Raw genomic sequence first — 20,315 nt, 5'->3', positions numbered from 1 at the left:
TCCCGGTGACGGCCACCCGGATCGCAGCCGTAGCAGCGCATTTCGGCGCGGGCATCTCGCGCGCGCTCGATAAAATCGGCGGCATCGTCGAGCGTCTGACCGACGACGGCGTCGATCTGCTCGTGCTGCCCGACGCCACCCTGGGCGGATATATCGGGGATCTGCGCAACCCGGACCCCGCGACCGGGCCCGAGGCCATCGACCCGGACGGACCCGAGATCCGCCTGCTGTGCCGCATGGCCCGGAATATGACCGTCTGCGTCGGCTATGCCGAGCGGGCCGCCGATATCCGCTACAACGCCGCGGTCTGCCTGACCGGCGACGGTGTGCTCGGCCGCCACCGCAAGGTGCATCAGCCCGCCGGCGAGCATCTGGCCTACGCTGCCGGAGATCGCTTCGCCGCCTTCGACACTCCTGTCGGCCGGCTCGGCATGCTCATCGACTACGACAAGACCTTCCCCGAATCGGCGCGGGTGCTCGCCCTGGACGGCGCGCGGACGATCGCCGCGCTGTCGGCCTGGCCGGCCAGCGTCACCGACCGCGCGTCCCGGATGCCCAACGATCGCCAGTCGCGCCTGTTCGACCTCTATGATCAGGCCCGCGCCGCGGAGAACCAGGTGGTACTGGCCTCCTCGAATCAGACCGGGATCACCGGCAACCTGCGCTTTCTGGGGCAGGCCAAGATCGTCGGCCCCGGCGGGGACATCCTGGCCAAGACGTGGTCCAAGGGCGGCCTCGCAGTCGCCGATGTGGATATCGACGCCGAGGTCGAGCGGGCGCGGCGGGTGCTGCGGCATCTCGAGGAACGGCGCGTCGAGGCGTATCCGACGCTGTTGCGGGACAAGAGCCACTGATGCGCGTCGCACTGCTCACCTATTCGACCAAACCGCGCGGCGGGGTGGTGCACACCCTGGATCTGGCCGAGGCCCTGGCCCGGCTCGGCGCACGGGTCACCGTGTGGACCCTGGGTCGCGGCGGCGACACCGGATTCTTCCGTCCCGTCGATCCCGCGGTTCACCTGCGGATAGTGCCGTTCGCAACGTTCGACGGCGAACCCGTCGGACCGCGAATCATGCGTTCCATCAGTGCATTACGCGCGGCATTCACCCCTGATGAGTACGACATCGTACACGCGCAGGACTGCATCAGCGCCAATGCCGTCGACCGCTGCATCCGCACCATCCACCACCTCGACGCCTTCACCACGCCCGAACTCGCCCGCTGTCACGAGCGCGCGGTGATCACGCCCTATGCGCGGATCTGCGTGTCCGCAGCCGTGGCGCGGGAGGTGTGCGCCGGATGGGGGCTGCGGCCCACCGTGATACCCAACGGCGTGCAATACGATCGCTTCGCCGACGCCGCGGGCGATGATCCCGAAATCGTCGGCGCGCGCGATGAATGGCGTCGGCGACTCGGGCGGTATGTGCTTGCGGTCGGCGGCATCGAGCCGCGTAAGGGCAGTACCGACCTGCTCGAGGCCTTCGCACTGCTGCGCCGGGAACATCCCGATCTGAATCTCGTCTTCGCCGGTGGGGAAACGCTTTTCGACTACCACGACTACCGTCGTCGATTCGACGAACGGGCGGCGAAGCTCGGCATCGGCCCGGAGGTGCTCGGCCCGGTCGCCCACCATCAGCTCCCCTCCCTGGTGGCGGCGGCCGACGTACTCCCATTCCTGTCCATCAAGGAGGGTTTCGGTCTCGCCGCGATGGAGGCCCTGGCCGCCGGGGTCCCGGTCGTCGCCCGCGAGCTACCGGTATTGCGTGAAATCTTTCGGGACACCGTCGATTACGCCGCGACCCACGAGCAGATGGCCGCGGGTATGGCGCGGGCGCTGCGCCCCGATTCCGGCCGCATCGACCGCGGTCGAGCCCTGGCTGCCGAATTCACCTGGGAACGAGCCGCACTCGCGCACGTGGACTTTTATCGGCGGCATCCGACCCGGCCGTCGCGCTGATCGCGAATCCACGATGGGCAGGTCCGGAACCGGACTCCGGATCACGCTGCGGCAGCGGTATGTTCAGGCTGGCCTGCCGCGTCATCCGCGCCTCGGGTCAAGAGCCGGGCGGACAATCCGAGCACGGCGCTGACCACGATGAGCATGCCCATCGGGATGCCGGTATCGCTGCCGCCCAGACCGACCATCGGTGAAACCAGTGCGCCCAGAACGAATTGCAGCGCGCCCAGCAGGGCCGAGGCGCTTCCCGCGGACTGACGGGCGCGGCCCACGGCCAGGGCGCTGGCCGTACCCATGATCATCGTGACCGAGCTGACCATGACGAACAGCACCGGCAGCACCGCCCAGACGGGGGCGTGCGCGGCGAGCAGGCTCAGCAGGATCGCGCCGAATATCAGCACGACTGCCTGTCCGATCGTCAGGATCGTCTGCGGGCGAACGCGTTTGACCAGGCGGGAGACGATCAGACCGAGGGTGACCATGCCGAAGGCGTTGACAGCGAAATCCACCGTGTACTCGGTGGTGGTCAGGCCGAGCACGTCCTGCAGGACGAACGGTGAGGCCGAGATGTAACTCATCAGCGCGGCGAAACCGAAGGCGAAGGCCAGGATGTAGCCGACGTATCCGCGATCGCGCAGCAGGCCCCAGAGGGTACGGCCGGTCGCGGCCAGGCCGCCGCCGTGGCGGCGCTCGGGCGGGAGCGATTCGGGCACGATCGCCAGCGAGCCGAGGAACATCACCAGGAAGATTCCGCTCAGCACCCAGAATTCCGCGCGCCAGCCGACCTTCGCCAGCACCCCGCCCAGCAGGGGCGCGATGACAGGCGCGATGCCGGTGATGCTGGCGAACAGGGTGAAGATGCGGGCCGCGGCCACGCCGCCGACCCGGTCCGCGGCCACCGCCCGCGCGATCACGATGCCCGCCGCGCCGGCGAAGCCCTGTACGAAGCGCAGCACGATCAGCACCCAGATCGTCGGGGCAATGGCGATCGCGACCGTGGCCACTGTCGCGATCGCGGTGGCCAGCAGCAGGGGGCGGCGACGGCCGAATCGGTCGGACAGCGGGCCGATCACCAACTGCCCGGCCGCCAGACCTACCAGGAAGGTGGTGAGCGTGAGCTGCACGCTGGACGCGCCGGTGTGCAGATTCGCCGCCATTCCGGTGAAGGACGGCAGGTACATGTCGGTGGCGAACGGCGCCACCGCCGACAACAGCCCCAACACCACCAGCAGCAGCCCGGCCACCCCCGGATCGGCCGACTTCCGCATGACACCACCTCCAGATACTTATTTATTAATAAATAAGCTACCATGGTGCCCATGAGCCGCAAGTCGGAGCTGCGCAAGCTCGACACCGCGCTGCGGGAGCTGTCCCGGGCGGTACAGCGGGCGAGTGTGCACAGGGCCAAACTCGAACCGCTGACCCAGACCCAGGCCGAGGTGCTGCGACTGATCGTGCACGCACCCGGGATGGCGCCCGGCCGGGTCGCCACGGTCACCGGAATGCAGCCGAGCAACGTCAGCGCAACCCTGCGTTTCCTGACCGAACTCGGGCTCGTCCGCCGCGAGACCGACGCCACCGACCGCCGCAGCACCCGCATCCTGCCCACCGACAAGGCGATCGAGGACACCGGACGCATCGAGGCGGTACGCACGCAACTGGTGCTGGACGCGTTGGAGACGGTCGACGAGGCCGACATCGAACGCATGATCGCCGCGATCCCGGGCCTGCAAGCATTGACACGCGCCCTGCACACCGACGGCCACTAACCGAAATCACCGCACGCTCGAGGACCGCACATCGCGAGGCAAATCGCTCTCCGGAAATTCCAGCCCAGTGTGCCCCGCCCTGTCCGGTGCGGCCGGCTGCCCGCTGGCTGTACCGAGCCGGCTGGACTTTCCGAGCTCGAGGTGGGCACCCGGGATCAGCCAGTCGACGCGACACCAGTGGACGCCGATACTGCCGTGACGTCGAGAGCGATGGCGCGCCCGCGCCAAGCGCGCACGCCGACCACGTGGTGCTCCTGGGTTCCGAGGGCCCGGGGAGCACGCTGGACGAAGCGTGCCCGCACCGCGACCTGCCCGCGACGAGAACCACGTGGGGCTACCTGCGCGACCGCGCCCCGGCGCCCCAGGGCACCGATCCGGACCAGCCGGTGCCGCGTCGTTCGAGGACGGATCGCCTCATCACCCGGGCGCAGCGCCAGCAGGGCGACCCGGCGATACTCCTGGACCGGTGATCCCGGCACGCCGCGCCGGAACCATGCGCCGAATCCGAAGATCCGCCCCGACAGCGCCGTCAAGACAGACGCCCGACCTACCGGTCACCGCGGGTGCCGATCACCCGGCCGCGTGGATCGCGGGACGTAGCGGGCGCGGGCGCACGAGGCCGGGTGGGTCTGGATTCGTCAGTCCGGACTGTTCAGTCTATTGTCTATATCATGCAGGTGGCACTACCCCCGTTGGATAGGTTGGCCGGGCGACTATGAGCAGCACCACAATTCAGTCTCCGGCGGTCAGCGAGCGCTACAAGTGGGTGGCGCTGTCCAACACCACGTTGGGCGTGTTCATGGCGATGGTGGACGCCTCGATCGTGATCGTCTCCATGCCCGCCATCTTCCGGGGTATCGGCCTGGATCCGCTGGCGCCGAGCAATATCGGCTATCTGCTGTGGATGATGCTCGGCTATCTGCTGGTGTCCGCGGTCATGGTGGTCACCCTCGGGCGATTCGGCGACATGTTCGGCCGGGTACGGATGTACAACGCCGGATTCGTGGTCTTCTCCTTCGCCTCGCTGGCGCTGTCGGTGGATCCGCTGCACGCGCAGGGCGGGGCGATCTGGCTGATCGCCTGGCGAATGGTGCAGGCATTCGGTGGCGCCATGCTCACCGGCAACTCCGCGGCGATCCTCACCGACGCCTTCCCGGCGCACCAGCGCGGCATGGCGCTGGGCATCAATCAGATCACCGCGCTGGCGGGCCAGTTCCTCGGGCTGCTCGTCGGCGGGGTACTGGCCGCGATCGACTGGCATGCGGTGTTCTGGGTCAGCGTGCCGGTCGGCTTCATCGGCACCATCTGGTCGTATCGCAGCCTGCGGGAGATCGGCGCGCGCCAGCCCGCGCGGGTGGACTGGGCGGGCACCGCCACGTTCACCATCGGCACCAGCGTCATCCTCGCCGCCATCACCTACGGCATCCAGCCCTACGCCAACCACCCCACCGGCTGGTTGAATCCGAAGGTGCTGGGCGCGCTGGTCGGCGGGGCGCTGCTGCTGGTGCTGTTCTGCATCATCGAGACCCGGGTACGTCAGCCCATGTTCCAGCTCGGGCTGTTCCGAATACGCGCGTTCGCCGCCGGAAACCTTGCCGCGCTGCTGGTCGCGATCGCCCGCGGCGGGTTGCAGTTCATGCTGATCATCTGGTTGCAGGGCATCTGGCTGCCGGTGCACGGCTACAGCTTCGAGTCCACGCCGCTGTGGGCCGGGGTCTACATGCTTCCGCTGACCGGCGGATTCCTGATCGCGGGGCCGCTGTCGGGATATCTGTCCGACCGGTTCGGGGCACGATTGTTCTCGACCACCGGGCTGCTGCTGGTGGCCGCGTCGTTCGTCGGGCTTGTGGCGCTGCCCGTGTTGTTCTCCTATCCGCTGTTCGCCATATTGCTGTTCGTCAGCGGCATCGGTCAGGGCATGTTCTCCGCGCCGAACACCTCGGCGATCATGAGCAGCGTGCCCGCCGGGCGGCGCGGCGTCGCCTCGGGAATGCGTGCGACACTGCAGAATTCGGGGACGTCGCTGTCGATCGGGGTGTTCTTCTCACTGATGATCGCCGGGCTGGCCTCCACGCTGCCCAAGACCCTCTCCTCCGGGCTCACCGCTCACGGCGTGCCCGCCGCGACGGCGAACCACCTCGCCTCACTGCCGCCGGTCAGCAGCCTGTTCGCCGCATTCCTGGGCAACAATCCCATCTCGCATCTGCTCGGGCCCGATGTCCTGAAGAGCCTGCCCGCCGCCGATTCGGCCACGCTGACCGGCACCCGCTTCTTCCCGGAGCTGGTGTCCGGACCGTTCCACCACGGGCTGGTCATCGTCTTCGGCACCGCCGCGGTCATGGCCGTGATCGGCGCGGTCGCCTCGCTGCTGCGCGGGCGGCCGAGGACACCGCACAGCGCCGACTAGCATCGCCGCGGGCGATACCACGCATACCATGAAAGTTCTTCCGCCCGTGCTGTGTTCATTGCGACGATGCAGCACGGTGGGATGTGACGGCGTTCCACCGGGCCGGATCTCCAGGAGCATCTCATGGTGGAACAACCCGCGGTCGCCGATGATCGCGCCCCCGCCCCGACCGCGACGCTGACCAGGACAACGCTGGTCGCCGCGTGCCTATCGGTCGCCGCGGCACAGCTGTGCCTGACATTGCCGTCGGCGATCAACGGCAATATCCAGGCGCACTTCCACTCGACGGGCTCCCAGCTGGCCTGGGTCACCTCGGCGTTCATCTTGCCGACGGCGATCCTCGAGCTCAACTTCGGACTGCTGGGCGATATGTTCGGTCGCAAGGCACTGCTCGTGTACGGCGGATTCCTGCTCGCCGTCGGCAATCTCGTCGATGTGGTGGCGCCGACCATCCACCTCATGTGGGTCGGCCAGGCCCTGTCGGGAATCGGTGCGGCCATGCTGTTCCCGTCCTCCCTCGCCGTAATCGCCGCGGGTACACCCGATCCCGGCGACCGCGCGAAGGCACTCGCCCGGTGGGCGCTGAGCCTATCGATAGCCTCGGCGCTCGGGCCGCTCATCGCCGGGGTGATCGCCGAGCTCACCGTCTACCAGTGGGTGTTCGTGGTACCGCTGATATTCGGGGTGATCGTGGGCGTGGTCAACGTGTTCGCGGTGACCGACTCCCGCGCGCCCGAGGGCCGCAAGCTGGACTGGCCCGGCCAGATCACCGTGGCACTGGCGCTGTTCGGTCTGCTGTGGGCGACTCTGCAAGGGTCGGCAGCCGGTTGGGGCGCGCCCGCGGTGATCATCGTCTATGTTCTGGCGGTCGTCTTCCTCGTCCTGTTCGTTTTCGTCGAATTATGTTCGGGCGCACCGATGTTCAAACTAGATCTGTTGAAGATACCGGCATTCGCCGGTGCGGCCGGTGTCGCGCTGGTCGGCATGCTCGGCTTCATCGGCACCGCCTACTCGGTGAGCATCCGGGTCGGGGTGGTGCAGCACAGGGACAGCCTGCACACGGCCTTTCCGTTCGTTCTGGTGCAGGCGATTCCGCTGCTTCTGGCCCCGGTGCTCAGCCGCCTGCTGCGCCAGGTGAATCCGCGCTGGCTGCTGGCCGGCGGGCTGCTTCCGCTCGCGGTCGGGCAGTTCTGGTTCGCGGCCCTTCCGATCTCGAACAGCTCCATGCTCGCCTTGGTACCGCCGGCCCTGCTGCTCGGCATCGGATTCATTCTGGTGGTGTCCTCGCTGACTGCCGCGGCGGTGAACTCTGTACCGGTGGGGCTGGCAGGAATGGCCAGCGCGGCAACGAGTCTGGTGCGAGAGTTCGGTCAGGTGCTGGGGCCCGCGGTGATCAGTGCGATCATGCTCGGCCAGGCGGGCTCGGCCATGGCGGGCCAACTCGAGCACGCCGGGGTGTCCGGCGGGCAGTTGCATGCGGCGCTCGGCGCGAACCACGGCGGAGGCCCGCTGGCGGTGGTCACGGGCGACTTCGGCGATCACGTCCATTCGGCGAGTCTGCTGGCCATGCAGCACGGGCTCACGATCGGCATCGTGGTCTGCGGGATCGCCTCGCTGGTGGGTGCGGTGATCAGCGTCGTCGTGATCCGGCCTGCCCATCCGGAGCTGGTCGCGGTATGAGGCCGCGCAGTATCGCCGCTGGGCATGCCGGGATCGGCAGAAGGTGTTTCCGCCGTGCCGAACTCGAACTCAGCGTCAGCAGTCAGGTGCCAAGTCGGATCCCGTACGCCGGGCGCAATGGTGTGCGCCGGGCGGGATGGGGTCTGGTGAGCGAGCGGGATCGGGGCTGTGGAGGGTAACGATGTGCTCGTGGTCGGCGGCGGCATCGCCGGATGCGTGGCGGCCCTGGCGATGCACCAGCGCGGGATCGGCGTGCGGATCGTGGAGATCCGGTCGCCCTGGACCGGCGCGGGGCACGGAATCACCGTGCAGGGCAACGCCTTGCACGCCCTGCGCACGGTAGGGGTCCTCGATCGGGTGCTGGCTCGGGCGGTGCCGTTCGACACGCTGCGCATGCGTCACGTCGACGGGACACTGCTCGAAGAGCTCGTTACCCCGCGCACCGGCGGGCCGGATCTGCCCGCCACGGTCGGTGCGCTGCGTTCGGATCTCCAGGCGGCACTGTCGGATGCGGTGCGCGAGAAGGACATTCCGGTGACGCTCGGCACCGGCGTGACCGCACTCGACCAGCGGCCCGGAGGGGTCGAGGTCACTCTCGGCACCGGCGAACGGGGACGGTTCGCGCTGGTCGTCGGGGCGGACGGAATCCGTTCGACCATACGGCGATCGATCGGCATCGATATCGAGCCGAAGCCGACCGGGATGGGCATCTGGCGGGTGGTCGCCGAGCGTCCCGCCGAGATGGATTGCGCGGAATTGTATTTCGGCGGCCCGCGCTACAAGGCCGGATACTGTCCGATCTCCGAGGATCGCTGTTATGCCTATCTGCTCGATGTGCCACTGGATTCGTCGATGATCGGCGAACGTCCCGCCGGAGCGCTGCTGCGCGAACGCTCGGCCGGGTACGGGGGGCTGTGGGGACGCATTCGCGAAGAGCTGCGCGACGATACGCTGGTGGACTACCGTTGGATCGAGTCGGTGGTGCTGAACGAGCCGTGGTATCGCGACCGAGTGCTGCTCATCGGCGACGCCGCGCACGCCTGCCCGCCCACCATCGCCCAGGGCGCGGCGATGAGCGCGGAGGACGGCATCGTGCTGGCCGAACTGCTCGCCGCCGCGCCTTCCATCGATGATGCGCTGGCGGCCTTCATGGCTCGCCGCCTCGACCGGGTACGGATGGTGCTGGACAATTCATTGCTGCTGGCCGAGTGGGAGATCCGCCCGGACGCACAAGGGGCGGATTCTGCCCGGCTCATGGCGCAGACCATGGACGCGCTGTGTGCACCGGCGTAGCAGCATGGCGTATCCGTCGTTTCCATGTGCTTTGGCGGGAACATACTGGTGTGCAGCGGGTTACGGTGGATCCCGGCCAAAGGCGCGCCGGGATGACGAAGGTGCACGCGACCTGACGGGGGACACGCAGCGGGATGACCTTGTCGGATGGAGACGGAAGGGAATAGGCAGATGCACCCGAGGCTCGACCACGTCGGCATCAACGTTCGTGATCTCCAGGCCCAGACCGACTGGTATCAGCGGGTTTTCGAACTCCTTCCGGTATTCGAGTTCACACTCGAGCAGGTCGGCATGTCCGCGGTCGTACTCGAACACGCTCGCGGGTGGCGACTGGAATTGCTGGCGCGCAACGGATCCGCCCCGGGACTGCGCGCGGCGGATCCCATCGACGCCGTCCTCACCGAGGGTTACGGCCATTTCGCGGTCACCGTCGCCGAACTGGACCCCGCCTACGCGCGGCTGCTGGCCGAGGGCGCGGCCGAGATTCGCGCGCCCGGCCCTTCCCCTGAGCCCGGCATCCGCATGGCCTGGGTGGCCGATCCCGAGGGCAACCTCATCGAATTGATCGAGAAGGACCGCTGATCCCCCTCCAGCTCCCGGCCCACCCGCCGCACGATCGTGCGCAGCCAGCGGTGCGCCAGGTCGCCGTGCCGGTGATGATGCCAGTACATCGCCTCCACCAGAGGCACATCCGGGAAGGGCGTGCTCACCACGACGCAGTCGGTGTTGCGCTCGTACCACCGGCCGAGGCGCTCGGGCACGAATGCCACCAGTTCCGTGCCGCACACCAGGAACGGCAGCGTGCCGAAGCCGGGCGCGCTGGCCTGCACCCGCGGCCGGATGCCCAGGGTCTCGAGCTGCCGCTCGATGGGGGTGACGCTCTTGCCGAAACCCGCGGCGGCGTGCGACATCTCGCCCAGATCCTGGGCGGTCAGCCGCCCCTCGCGCAGCCGGGGATTGTGCCGGTCGACGATGCAGACGAAACGGTCCGACAGCACCGTCTCCGAGACGCCGGGCAGCTGAAATCCCAAGGGCAGCACGCTCAGGTCGTGCATGCGCACGTGCTCCTCCTGTTCGGGCGCGCCGTCCACGATCGGATGCACGTCCAGCCGCACGCCGGGCGCCTCCTGCGCGATGGCCCGCAGCAGCGGCGCCGCGAAGACGCTCATCATGTAGTCGCTCATCACGACCGAGAATCGGTGCCCGCTGCGCGCCGGATCGAAGGTGCGGGTCAAGGCGAGCACTTCCTCGGCCTTGACCAGCGATTCGCGCACCAGCGGCAGTAGTCGCTCGGCCAGCGGGGTCAGGTCGTATTCGCGCCCGACCCGAACGAGCAGCTCATCATTGAAATGTCGCCGCAGCCGGGCCAGCGAGCCGCTCATCGCGGACTGGGTGGTGCACAACCGGTGACCCGCATGGGTGACGTTGCGCTCCTCCAGCAGGGCCTCCAGCGCGACGAGCAGATTCAGATCAATTGCGCCCAGGGCCATCGCGTCTGTCCTTCCACTACTTTCCATCACACCGCTGTGCCGACGTCTCGAGGCTAACCGACCGCCCCCGCGAAAAGAGGCGTGAATCACAGACATCCCGATCCGCTATGCCACGTATCGGCCGACCGATGCTGCCGCCCACACCCGCGTGATCACGGCTTTCCTTTCTGTAAAGGCGTGCAAACCAACCGGAATCCAGGGCCCGAGACTTCGTCGGCCTTCACCTATTCATTCGAATTCGTCACCGGTCCCGACGACAGATATCCCGCGAACCGGCCCAACGGATCTCGTTCGGCCGTCACTCGGCGCAGTCGCCCCCACTGGGCGTCGCCCAGAAACGGTAAGCGCCGCACCGTGAAATCACTGTCTCCGAGATACTGACCGACGGTCACCGGGCGCATGGCGGCCATCGCACCGCCGAGCCAGCCGCGCAGTTCGGCGTCGCGGGCGGCGTCGTCGCTCACCACATATGCCGCGCAGTAGATCTCGCTCTGCAGCGAGAACGCCATATCGTCGGGCAGCGGGCGCAGCGGGGCCATGGAGAACCAGATGGTGAAGCTGTCGCGGGTCGGCAACGTGGTGAACGCCGCGCGCATGGCGGGCACGACGTCCCCGGCCGAACCGCTGAGCCAGCAGTTGTCCACGAAATACCGGTGGCCGCGGGGATTCGCCAGGCGCTGGTCCTGCATCTGCTCGGCGAAGGTCGTCGGTGCGGACTCCTTACGGGACAGCGCGCGTGACGCGAAGGGGTTGGCGTGCAACGGCGCCAGTGCCGCGGCGGCCTGCTCCGGGTTGTCGGTGAACGCGAGGCCGGTCACCAGCAGCACCGGCTCGGCGTATTCGGGCACGGTTCGGGTGAGGGCCACGATCTCCACCGAATCCGGCACGGTGTGGTGCATGCCGTGCAGCCAGGTCATCACCTCGTCGAACCGTGCCAGCGGATAGATGTGCACTGTATGAGCGAGATGTCCGGGCAGTGGGCGGGTACGCAAGTGGAAGCGGGTCACCACACCGCAGAACCCGGGGCCGGAACCCCGTGCAGCCCAATACAGATCGGTGTTGTTCTCCGCGTCGGCCCGGACCAGCTCACCGTCCGCGGTGACGATGTCCAGCGCCGCGACCTGTTCGGCGGCCCAGCCCCAGCCGCGCGCGTTCCACCCCTGCCCGCCCTGTAACAGGAAGCCGCCCAGGCCGACCGAGGGGCAGTGGCCGCCGCCGAAGAACCGGCCGAACCGGCTCAGATACGGGTTCAACTCGTCGCCGCCGGTGATCGCCGGTGCGGCGGTGGCGATTCCGGTCGCCGGGTCGTACGACATCTCGCGCAGGCCGCCCAGATCGATCAGCAATGACCCGGAGCGCACCGACCACGCCGCCCAGCTGTGCCCACCCGACCGCACCGCCACCTGCCAGCCGCGCTGGGCCGCCAGGCGCACACCCGCGACGACGTCGTCCTGCGTCGCGGCGTACAGCACCGCGGCCGGGCTGCGATCACTCGGGCGGCGGCCGTTGAAGATTCGGCCGTGCACCGCCTCGGCGAATCCGGGATCGCCCGGAAGATACAGCGCGCCGGTCGAATCGGACATTCTCATTTCATCGCGATCGGGTTCACCGGCGCGTTCACCGCGCCGGTAATCGGCAAAGGCGCGGCGACGAGCAGGAATTCGTACACGCCATCACCGGCGCAGTCCGCGGCCAGAGTCTCCAGATCCCACATCTGCCCCAGCGGCATGCCGATGGTCGTGATGGCGATCCGACGCAGCGGCGGTTCGGCGAGTTCGGGAGGACGCACCTGCACGCCCCCGGTATCCATGGCTATCGCGGCGATCTGAGTGCGGTACAACCAGTCGACAGTGGTGAGCGACAGGCCCGGAGCGGCGCCCGTATCGTAGGCGCCCCACTCGCCGACGCGTCTCGCCCGGGCCAGCTGTCCGGTCCGCACCAGCACGATGTCGCCGCGCCGCACCTCGGCGGTCGCGCCCTGTGCCTCGGCCGCCGCGCGCAGATGATCCTCGTGGATCGCGAAACCGTCGGCCAGTTCACCGTTCTCGTCACCACACCACCGCCCGACGTCCAGCAGCACCCCGCGCCCGGCGAAGACGTCGGCCGTCCGCGCGATGCGGTCGAGGATCCTGCGGGGGCGCCCGGTCCATGCTCGCTCGTCATCGTAGAGGTGGCCCGGCCCTTCCCACCGCGTGCCCGCCCGCAGCGGTGTCCCGACGCCGGAGTCCAGCGAGACCGTCGTGCCGCGGCGCACCAGGCCGGCGGCATGCGCGCGGGCCGCCGCGTCGAGGTGGTTCAGTGTGCCGAGCAGGTCGTCATCGCCCCAGCGCCCCCGATTGGAGTATGCCGCAATCGCTTTCGCCGGGTCGTCCACGGGACCCGTTGTGGTCTGCCGGATGCGGTCCGCGGCCATCGGCACACTCCCTCCGTTTTCGAGAACACCGGCAGGCCACAGCGATACGGCCGTTGCCCCGACCTTGCCCGGGCCGGGATCTCGGCGTCAACGAATCGGTCATCGGTGAACCGCACGTCTGGCATTCGCCGGGACGATGGCGCCCGCGCCGATGCCAACCATCACCGATCGGCATTTCCGCTTACCGCGCAGTCGATTTAGCGTCCGAGGTATGGCCGACGCACAGCCCGCCCCGCTCGTCACCCACCTGCGCCACGTCGCCCTCGCCGTGCCCGACCTGGCAGCACAGCGCCGCTTCCTGCGCGAGGTCTGGGGCCTGACCGAGGTGGCCGACGACGGAGACCTGGTCTTCTTCGCCGCCGAGGGCAGTCCGGAACGCTACGTGATGCGGGTGCGCCGGGACGCGGCCAAACGTATGGACCTGGTGGCCTTCGGTGCACCCGACCGCGCCGCGGTGGACGCCCTCACCGAACGGCTCATCGCCGCGAACATCCCCCTGGTCGGCGAACCGGCCACCCTGCGCACCCTCGGCGGGGGTTACGGTGTGCGCTTTTTCGATCCGGACGGCCGCGTCGTCGAGGTCTCCTGTGACGTCGTCGACCGGACGCACCGCCGCATCGAGGAACGCGAGGGCATCCCCGTCCGAATCTCCCACTGCGTGGTCAACTCTCCCGACCCTGCCCGCCTGCGTACCTTCTACGAAACCGTCTTGGACTTCCGCCTCTCGGACACCCTCTGGTCCGAGCGCATGGGCGACCTGATGTACTTCCTGCGCTGCAACCCCCAGCACCACTCCTTCGCCATAGCCCGCGGCCCCCACCCGTCCCTGCACCACGTCTCCTTCGAAATGCGCGGCCTGGACGAATACCTCCGCGGCACCGGCCGCGCCCTGCGCGCGGGCACCCCCCTGTGCTGGGGCCCCGGCCGCCACCTGGCCGGCGACAACACCTTCTCCTACTTCCACGACCCCCACGGCAACACCGTCGAATTCACCACGGCCCTGGCCATTCTCGACCAGGACCACTGGCACCCCCGAGTCCACGACGCCGAAAACCCCGAAATCCAAGACCAATGGGGCACCGCAGACCCCTTCACCGAACTCATAGCCAAGGGCCAATTCAACGACCCCGACGTACTATTCACCCCACCCCCGATCTAGCGTCGTATGCTCGTCGGCTCTGACTTACCCACCCCGGCGGCCCCTGGTCGCCCATGATCGACGATCGCAGGCTGGAGCCGGGCCGGCGGCCGGTGTCACCGTTCGAGCTGCGCGATGCCCTCGGCGAGCCGTGCCGCATTGGCAGGGGAACGAAGCAGGTACACCGTCTCACGAAACGAGTTGTACTCATCCTCCGAGATCAGGACCGCGTTGCCATTACTGCCGGCGATGTGGATGGCCACGGCATCGTCGTTGACCTGTTCGATCAGCCGATACAGATTCGCGCGTGCCGCACTGGCAGACATGCTCGTCATGGCGATCATTCTCGCCGCAGGATCCGGCTTCCCGCTGCATCTTTCGCCGATGAATGCCGCGGGGCGCTCACCAGTCGGCGTAGGTGCCGGTTTCCGGGTCGGTCGGCTGGATGGAGGTGTAGACGAAATCGCTGTCGGGTGTTGCTCCGTGCCAGTGACGTTCGCCGGGTTCTGCCCAGATGGAGTCGCCGGGGGCCAGGGTGATGATCGGGCCGCCTTCGGTTTGGACCTGGCCGTGGCCGGAGATCGCGATGAGGATCTGGCCGCGGGGGTGCGAGTGCCAGGCGGTGCGGGAGCCGGCGGTCAATTCGACCGTCATTCCGGTCAGGGGGGTTTGGTCGGCGGGGATGTCGAACATTCGGGATCTCGCGTCTCCGGCGAAGCGGGCGGCGGGGGCCGGCTGCCACGCGGCGGTGCGGGCGGTGGTCACGATCATCGGACGGGCTCCTGCTCCGCGTACTGGGCGACGCCGTTGCCGAAGGACCAGTCCAGGGGCTCGTTCTCGGTCAGGGTGATCAGAACGTTGCGGGGCTCGACGCCGGCGTACTGGTGAGCCAGGTCGGCGATCCTGCGGTACAGCGCCTTCTTCTGCTCCGGGGTGCGGCCGCCGCGCAGGGTGATGGCCACGAACACCATGTCGTCGTGGTCGATACCCAGGAAGCTCGGGTCGTGGCGCAGGGTGCTGCGGGATCCGTCGTGGCTGGTCAAGACCTGGAATCGGTCGTCGACGGGGATTCCGATCGTCGCGATCATGGCCTCGTGTACCGCCCGGCCGAGCGCCTCGAGGCGTTCGGAGTCCGCGTGCAGGGCGTCGATACGAATGAATGGCATGAATGTCAACCTTTCAACTGTGAAGCAGGGCGAGCGCGCCCTCGACGGCGCTGGTGAATGGTTCCGGGGATCCGGCGGCGCGGGCCAGCACGTAGCCGCCCTGCACGATCGCCAGCAGTGAGGCGGCGGTGGCCCGCGGATCGAGCCCGGCCCGCAGCTCGCCGGAGGCCTGCGCCTCGGCGATCAGGTCGGCGAGGCGGGCACGCACCTGGGCGAACATCTCGACCGCGGGCCCGCGCAGGTGCTCGTCGGCCATGATGTCCGGGTCGTAGATCAGCCGGCCAACGGGACACCCTCGTGTCGCCTCACGTTCGGCGCGCAGGTACGCGGCGATCCGCTCGACCGCCGTACCGGGCCCGTCCAGGGCACTCGCGGTCGTAGCGAGCCGATCGCCGACCGTGCGGTCGATGGCGGCGTACGCGAGATCCGATTTACCGGCGAAGTGGTGGTACATGCTGCCCTGCCCGGCGCCGGACGACTGCTGAATCGCCTTCGGGCTGGTGCCGACATAACCACGGTCCCAGAGCAATTCCCGAGTCGCCTCGATGAGCCGGTCTCTCGTGTCCATGCCGCCACTGTACATACTAATAGGTACAGCCGCAATCCGATGCACCGAAACATCCCCTGAACGGGGTGAAGCACAATGTGCTTAGGTAACTTAATAAGGTAGACTAAACAGTATGCCCGAACTAATTGCCGAGGACGACCTCGCCGCCGTGTCCACACTGCGCGCGTCGGTGATGCGCCTGGCCCGGCGGCTGCGCCACCAGCAGGTGGAACATTCGCTCAGTTCGGCGGAGATCCAGGTGCTCGGCAGGCTCGAGCGGGCCGGTCATGCGACGCCGACCGAGCTGGCGCGCGCCGAGGATGTGCAGCCGCCGTCGATGACCAGGATCATCGCGATGCTGGAAGACAAGGGCCTGGTACGGCGAGAGCCGCATCCGCAGGACAGGCGGCAGGTCGTGGTCACGGCCACCGAGCCCGCCGCACAGATCCTGGCCGAAAGCCGTCGCATGCGTGACGCCTGGCTGGCCGGGTTGATCGAGGAAGTTACCGAGGAGGAGTGGGCTGCGGTACGCGCCGCCGTCCCGGTGCTGGAGCGCATCGCGTCGTGCGCCCCACGCGCGAGGAGATAACAGGGGAACCGAGAAGTGACAGTGCTGACCAGAAACGACAACGACGAGGATCACGCCACAGACGACCACACCACCACCCACCACACGGCCGCCCCGGGGGTGCGGCCGTCCGAACGCCCGGCGGGCATGTTCGCCTCGCTCGCGATACCCAACTACCGCTATTTCTTCATCGGCCAGGTGGTCTCCAACACCGGCACCTGGATGCAGCGGATCGCCCAGGACTGGCTCGTGCTCAGCCTCACCGGCAGCTCCTTCGCGGTCGGTATCACCACGGCCATGCAGTTCCTGCCGATGCTGCTGCTGGGCCTGTACGGCGGAGTCATCGTCGACCGCTTCGGCAAACGCAAACTGCTGATCGTCACCCAGGCCGGCATGGGTCTGCTCGCCACGGTGCTGGCGGTGCTCACGCTCACCGGAACGGTGCGGGTGTGGCACGTGTATCTGCTGGCGCTGCTGCTGGGCGTGATCACCGTGGTGGACAACCCGACCCGGCAGACCTTCGTCACCGAGATGGTCGGCCAGCGCCAACTGCGCAACGCGGTCAGTCTCAACGCGGCGAACTTCCAGGCCGCACGGCTGGTCGGACCGGCGGTGGCCGGTGCGGTGATCGCCGCGGTGGGGTCCGGCTGGGCGTTCGCGATCAACGCCGCCTCGTTCGTGGCGGTGATCGGCGGACTGCTGATGATGCGGACCTCGCAGCTGCGGCCCGTGCCACGAGTGCCTCGGGAGAAGGGGCAGTTGCGGGAGGGGCTGCGGTATGTGCGCGCGCATCCGCAGGTGATCTGGCCGATCGTCCTGGTCGGATTCGTCGGTACCTTCGGGTTCAACTTCCCGACCGTGCTGTCCGGATTCGCCTATCACGTCTTCCACATCGACGCCGGTAAATACGGGCTGCTGAACACCGCGCTCGCCGCCGGCTCCCTGGTAGGCGCCCTTCTTGCCACGCGCCGCACCAAGGTGCGCCTGCGCATGATCGTGCTGGCCGCCACCGGGTTCGGCATCCTCGAGGCGGTCACCGCGTTCGCCCCCGACTATTGGCTGTTCGCGGCGATGCTCACGGTGGTGGGCCTGATCGGGCTGACCTTCAACACCTCGGCCAATTCGATGGTGCAGCTTGCCACCGAACCGCAGATGCGCGGGCGGGTGATGTCCATCTACATGATGGTGTTCACCGGCGGCACCCCCATCGGCGGGCCGGTCGTCGGCTGGATCACCGAACGCTATGGCCCGCGTGTCGGCCTGTTCGCCTGCGGTGCGGTGTGCGCGATCGCGGCCCTGGGGGTCGGGCTGCTCGTCGCCCGGGCCAGCGGTCTGCGACCACAGTTTTCCCGGCGTGGGGTGTCATTCGTCCCGCGCGAGGAGGAGTTGGCGGTCATCTTACGGTGCGATGGCCTGGCCGCGGTCAGTGCGGAATGCGGCCGGGCGGGCGGGGCGTCGGGCGGGAGGTCATGTGGGCCTCGATTATCTGCGCTACCTGGTAGGCATGGTCGGTGGGCTCCAGGAACGGCAGGTACTCGACCGTGCGAGCCAGGGCCGGTAGGTCGACCGCCAGGTACATGGCCATGAGCGGGTTCACGAACAGGGTCGTGCCGGTGGTGCGGTCGGTGGTGTGGAGGTCGCCGAACCCGCCGCGGACGGCGTCGGCGATCTGGGAGTGCACGATGCTGGGGCGCAGCGGCGTCTCGGCTATCGCGTGTTCGACCGCATCGAGGTAGGCGGCGCCCTCCGGACTGCCGGGCAGGATGGACAGCGCCCCGAGAAAGGCGTCATCCCGTTGCAGCGCCGCCAGATTCTCCAGGACATGGGCGTGACAGACGCCGTGATAGGCGTCGATGCCGAAACCGACCGATACCACGACGCGGACGATGTCCTCCAGGCCCGCCACCGCGCCGAGGCTCGTCATATCCTCCTGCGGGGTGCCCAAACCCGCTTCGTCCCCGCGCAGCAGGATGTCCGTACCGCCGTCGACCAGCACGATCGCGTCCGCGCCGAGGTGATCGATCACCTCGCGATAGGCCGACCGCAGCGGCCGCACACCGGATTTGTGGAATGCGTAGACGGTCGGCTCACGACCGGTACGGTCCAGCCACCGGGCCAGGGTGCGTTCGGGGAAGTACTCGTCCGGACCGGCGCTGTCGGGATGGATGGCGGCGACACCGGGCGCGAGCCAGTCTTCCATGGCTACCCTGCGCAGATCGGTGAACGACAGGTTCGCCAGGTGCACCGACTTGCCCATATCCGCCAGCGCGACGGCGAGCGGAATGCCGCCGTACACGTCGAAACCCCCTCCCGCCCCGGCGATCAAAACCGTGCCGGCATCACGCAGGCGGGTGAACAGTGGTGGCTCGGCCAGACGAAAAGAGGGCATCCTGCCATCATGGCGTGTGATGAAGCCTCCGATGCACCGGTTTCCGAGGCCCCTGCGCACCGAACCAGGTAGAAAGGGGGCAGCATGACGAATACCCCCGGTCCAGATCCATCGGCCGCATCGCAGGCCAACGGGCGCGGCGGCGACAGCTCGCGCCCCCGCGAACCGCGAGGGTCGATCGCCGATGACGCCCCGCACCCGGAGATCACCATCAGCGGGGCCCGCCCACAGCTCGGACTGACGATCGACGACACCGCACTGCCCGATCTGGACCTGGCGATCGCACCGGATGGACTCCCCCACCGGCCGCTGGTCGTGCTGGAACTCGATCCGCTGCGCGACGCACCGTACGAGGTGGTGGAACGCGCCGCGCAGGCGGCCGCCCGGGCACTGCCGCTGACGATCGGCGTGCTGCGTGGCACGGCGGTCGGGAATCTGGGGCCGTTGCTGGTCGCCCTCACGCTGACCGTCACCGACCGGCGGGTGTCACCCCTGCTGCGGCAGGTGGTCGAGGTGGACGATATCGATGAGGCCCTGGTGACGCTGACCACCGCCGTCGCACGCTCGCCCCGGGCGGCGATCGCCTGCGGGCAGCTGCTGCGGCAGACGATCCGGCTGGAGACCACGCAGGCCCTGGCCGCCGAGGCGGCGGCGTACTCGATGCTGTTGGGCGGCATCGAATTTCACACGTGGCTCGCCGAGCGCGGTCCCGCCCGCACGGTTCATCCGCCCGAGCGCGACCTGGTCCGGCTGACGCGCCGCGACTCGCACCTGTCGATCGTGCTCGACCACCCCGAGCGCCGAAATGCACTGGGCGCCAGGCTTCGCGAACAATTACTCGACGCGGCGCTGCTCGCCGAGGCCGATCCGAGCATCGGATCGATCGATATGAGCGGTGCCGGCCCGGCGTTCTGCAGCGGCGGCGACCTCGACGAGTTCGGCACCGCCGCGGATCTGGTCGCCGCCTACCTGGTTCGCCTGGACCGTGCGCCCTGGGCCGTTTTCGACCGCATCGCCACCCGCCTGCGGATCCACACCCACGGGGCGTGCATCGGCGCGGGAGTGGAACTGGCGGCCTTCGCCGCAACCGTCACCGCCGCACCGGACACCTACTTCCGATTCCCGGAAATCCACATGGGCCTGATCCCCGGTGCGGGCGGCACGGTGAGCGTGCCCCGCCGCGTCGGCCGCTGGCGAGCCGCCTGGCTGATGCTCACCGGCCTCGCGCTACCGGCTCGGGGCGCGTTGGACTGGGGGCTGGTCGACCGGATCGTTCCTGATCCGGACGCACCACCTGGTCCCGCAACCGTCGCGCCGAACGTGCATCCGGCCGGCCAGGACGAACACGGCAACGTATGACACCCGCCGCTACACGTCGTCATGTGGGTGCGGTTGCGACCGCATTCCCCCGCCGCCGACCGCTCGTCCCGGCCGCCCTTGCCGGACCAACACGACAACTGCCGGCACACACCGCTGCACCTCATCACTCCGGCACAGT

The 20,315-nt window shown here is 68.4% G+C and carries 19 protein-coding genes and 2 pseudogenes; 11 read left to right on the top strand and 10 right to left on the bottom strand.

The window, feature by feature from the left end:
* Window positions 1–5 precede the first annotated feature (5 nt).
* On the top strand, window positions 6–854 hold the full coding sequence (locus JZ791_RS28055) for a carbon-nitrogen hydrolase family protein (protein WP_216898344.1): 849 nt from the start codon (window positions 6–8) through the stop codon (window positions 852–854).
* On the top strand, window positions 854–1,957 hold the full coding sequence (locus JZ791_RS28050; protein WP_216898343.1) for an MSMEG_0565 family glycosyltransferase: 1,104 nt from the start codon (window positions 854–856) through the stop codon (window positions 1,955–1,957). Before JZ791_RS28055 ends, JZ791_RS28050 begins: the two co-directional genes overlap by 1 nt.
* A gap of 41 nt (window positions 1,958–1,998) precedes the next feature.
* On the opposite strand, the gene JZ791_RS28045 is transcribed toward JZ791_RS28050, so the two are convergent.
* Window positions 1,999–3,225 carry a multidrug effflux MFS transporter gene (locus JZ791_RS28045; protein WP_216898342.1) on the bottom strand — a complete coding sequence of 409 codons (1,227 nt, stop codon included), beginning with the start codon at window positions 3,223–3,225 and terminating at the stop codon, window positions 1,999–2,001.
* A 51-nt stretch (window positions 3,226–3,276) separates the two neighbouring features.
* Between JZ791_RS28045 and JZ791_RS28040 the strand changes: the two genes are divergently transcribed.
* On the top strand, window positions 3,277–3,726 hold the full coding sequence (locus JZ791_RS28040; RefSeq protein WP_216898341.1) for a MarR family winged helix-turn-helix transcriptional regulator: 450 nt from the start codon (window positions 3,277–3,279) through the stop codon (window positions 3,724–3,726).
* Between the two features lie 155 nt (window positions 3,727–3,881).
* Here JZ791_RS28040 and JZ791_RS28035 read toward each other — a convergent pair whose 3' ends face one another.
* Window positions 3,882–4,259 carry a hypothetical protein gene (locus JZ791_RS28035; RefSeq protein ID WP_216898340.1) on the bottom strand — a complete coding sequence of 126 codons (378 nt, stop codon included), beginning with the start codon at window positions 4,257–4,259 and terminating at the stop codon, window positions 3,882–3,884.
* 182 nt (window positions 4,260–4,441) lie between these two features.
* Between JZ791_RS28035 and JZ791_RS28030 the strand changes: the two genes are divergently transcribed.
* From JZ791_RS28030 to JZ791_RS45325, 4 genes are all read left to right on the top strand, one after another.
* Window positions 4,442–6,133 carry an MFS transporter gene (locus JZ791_RS28030; protein ID WP_216898339.1) on the top strand — a complete coding sequence of 564 codons (1,692 nt, stop codon included), beginning with the start codon at window positions 4,442–4,444 and terminating at the stop codon, window positions 6,131–6,133.
* A gap of 123 nt (window positions 6,134–6,256) precedes the next feature.
* Window positions 6,257–7,813 (top strand): MFS transporter, encoded by a 1,557-nt coding sequence (locus tag JZ791_RS28025; RefSeq protein ID WP_216898338.1) that lies wholly within the window; start codon window positions 6,257–6,259, stop codon window positions 7,811–7,813.
* Window positions 7,814–7,981: 168 nt separating this feature from the next.
* On the top strand, window positions 7,982–9,106 hold the full coding sequence (locus JZ791_RS28020; RefSeq protein WP_216898337.1) for an FAD-dependent monooxygenase: 1,125 nt from the start codon (window positions 7,982–7,984) through the stop codon (window positions 9,104–9,106).
* Between the two features lie 171 nt (window positions 9,107–9,277).
* The gene (locus JZ791_RS45325) at window positions 9,278–9,688 is read left to right on the top strand and encodes a VOC family protein (RefSeq protein ID WP_254206422.1); all 411 of its coding nucleotides are present in this window, start codon (window positions 9,278–9,280) and stop codon (window positions 9,686–9,688) included.
* A gap of 32 nt (window positions 9,689–9,720) precedes the next feature.
* Here JZ791_RS45325 and JZ791_RS28015 read toward each other — a convergent pair.
* The 3 genes and pseudogenes from JZ791_RS28015 to JZ791_RS28005 form a co-directional block, all read right to left on the bottom strand.
* A pseudogene (locus JZ791_RS28015) lies at window positions 9,721–10,596 on the bottom strand (LysR family transcriptional regulator); the annotation flags it as partial.
* A 224-nt stretch (window positions 10,597–10,820) separates the two neighbouring features.
* Entirely contained in the window at window positions 10,821–12,179 is a 1,359-nt protein-coding gene (locus JZ791_RS28010) for an FAD-binding oxidoreductase (protein WP_216898335.1), read from the bottom strand.
* Window positions 12,180–12,181: 2 nt separating this feature from the next.
* Window positions 12,182–13,009, bottom strand: coding sequence for a cyclase family protein (locus JZ791_RS28005; protein WP_216898334.1), 828 nt, complete (start codon window positions 13,007–13,009; stop codon window positions 12,182–12,184).
* Between the two features lie 211 nt (window positions 13,010–13,220).
* Here JZ791_RS28005 and JZ791_RS28000 point away from each other — a divergent pair, with 211 nt between their 5' ends.
* Window positions 13,221–14,168: a VOC family protein gene (locus tag JZ791_RS28000; protein WP_216898333.1), complete on the top strand. Its 948-nt coding sequence runs from the start codon at window positions 13,221–13,223 to the stop codon at window positions 14,166–14,168.
* Between the two features lie 95 nt (window positions 14,169–14,263).
* On the opposite strand, the gene JZ791_RS27995 is transcribed toward JZ791_RS28000, so the two are convergent.
* From JZ791_RS27995 to JZ791_RS27980, 4 genes are all read right to left on the bottom strand, one after another.
* Window positions 14,264–14,482: a type II toxin-antitoxin system Phd/YefM family antitoxin gene (locus tag JZ791_RS27995; protein WP_216898332.1), complete on the bottom strand. Its 219-nt coding sequence runs from the start codon at window positions 14,480–14,482 to the stop codon at window positions 14,264–14,266.
* 67 nt (window positions 14,483–14,549) lie between these two features.
* The gene (locus JZ791_RS27990; protein ID WP_216898331.1) at window positions 14,550–14,918 is read right to left on the bottom strand and encodes a cupin domain-containing protein; all 369 of its coding nucleotides are present in this window, start codon (window positions 14,916–14,918) and stop codon (window positions 14,550–14,552) included.
* Window positions 14,915–15,313: a tautomerase family protein gene (locus tag JZ791_RS27985; protein ID WP_216898330.1), complete on the bottom strand. Its 399-nt coding sequence runs from the start codon at window positions 15,311–15,313 to the stop codon at window positions 14,915–14,917. Before JZ791_RS27985 ends, JZ791_RS27990 begins: the two co-directional genes overlap by 4 nt.
* 13 nt (window positions 15,314–15,326) lie before the next feature.
* A complete protein-coding gene (locus JZ791_RS27980; protein WP_216898329.1) occupies window positions 15,327–15,881 on the bottom strand; it encodes a TetR/AcrR family transcriptional regulator in 555 nt (184 codons plus the stop codon).
* Between the two features lie 112 nt (window positions 15,882–15,993).
* Between JZ791_RS27980 and JZ791_RS27975 the strand changes: the two genes are divergently transcribed.
* On the top strand, window positions 15,994–16,449 hold the full coding sequence (locus tag JZ791_RS27975; protein WP_216898328.1) for a MarR family winged helix-turn-helix transcriptional regulator: 456 nt from the start codon (window positions 15,994–15,996) through the stop codon (window positions 16,447–16,449).
* Between the two features lie 126 nt (window positions 16,450–16,575).
* Window positions 16,576–17,748: pseudogene (locus JZ791_RS27970) on the top strand (MFS transporter); the annotation flags it as partial.
* Between the two features lie 103 nt (window positions 17,749–17,851).
* On the opposite strand, the gene JZ791_RS45320 reads toward JZ791_RS27970, so the two are convergent.
* The gene (locus JZ791_RS45320) at window positions 17,852–18,817 is read right to left on the bottom strand and encodes a DUF1152 domain-containing protein (RefSeq protein WP_254206421.1); all 966 of its coding nucleotides are present in this window, start codon (window positions 18,815–18,817) and stop codon (window positions 17,852–17,854) included.
* Between the two features lie 84 nt (window positions 18,818–18,901).
* Here JZ791_RS45320 and JZ791_RS27965 point away from each other — a divergent pair, with 84 nt between their 5' ends.
* Window positions 18,902–20,176, top strand: a complete 1,275-nt coding sequence (locus tag JZ791_RS27965) for an enoyl-CoA hydratase/isomerase family protein (RefSeq protein ID WP_216898325.1) — start codon at window positions 18,902–18,904, stop codon at window positions 20,174–20,176.
* Window positions 20,177–20,315: the final 139 nt, after the last annotated feature.

This window comes from Nocardia alni, from assembly GCF_019038435.1.
GTDB classification, from domain to species: Bacteria; Actinomycetota; Actinomycetes; order Mycobacteriales; family Mycobacteriaceae; genus Nocardia; species Nocardia alni.
The sequence above is the reverse complement of the archived record's forward strand: the minus strand, read 5'-3'. Positions and strand labels throughout refer to the sequence as shown.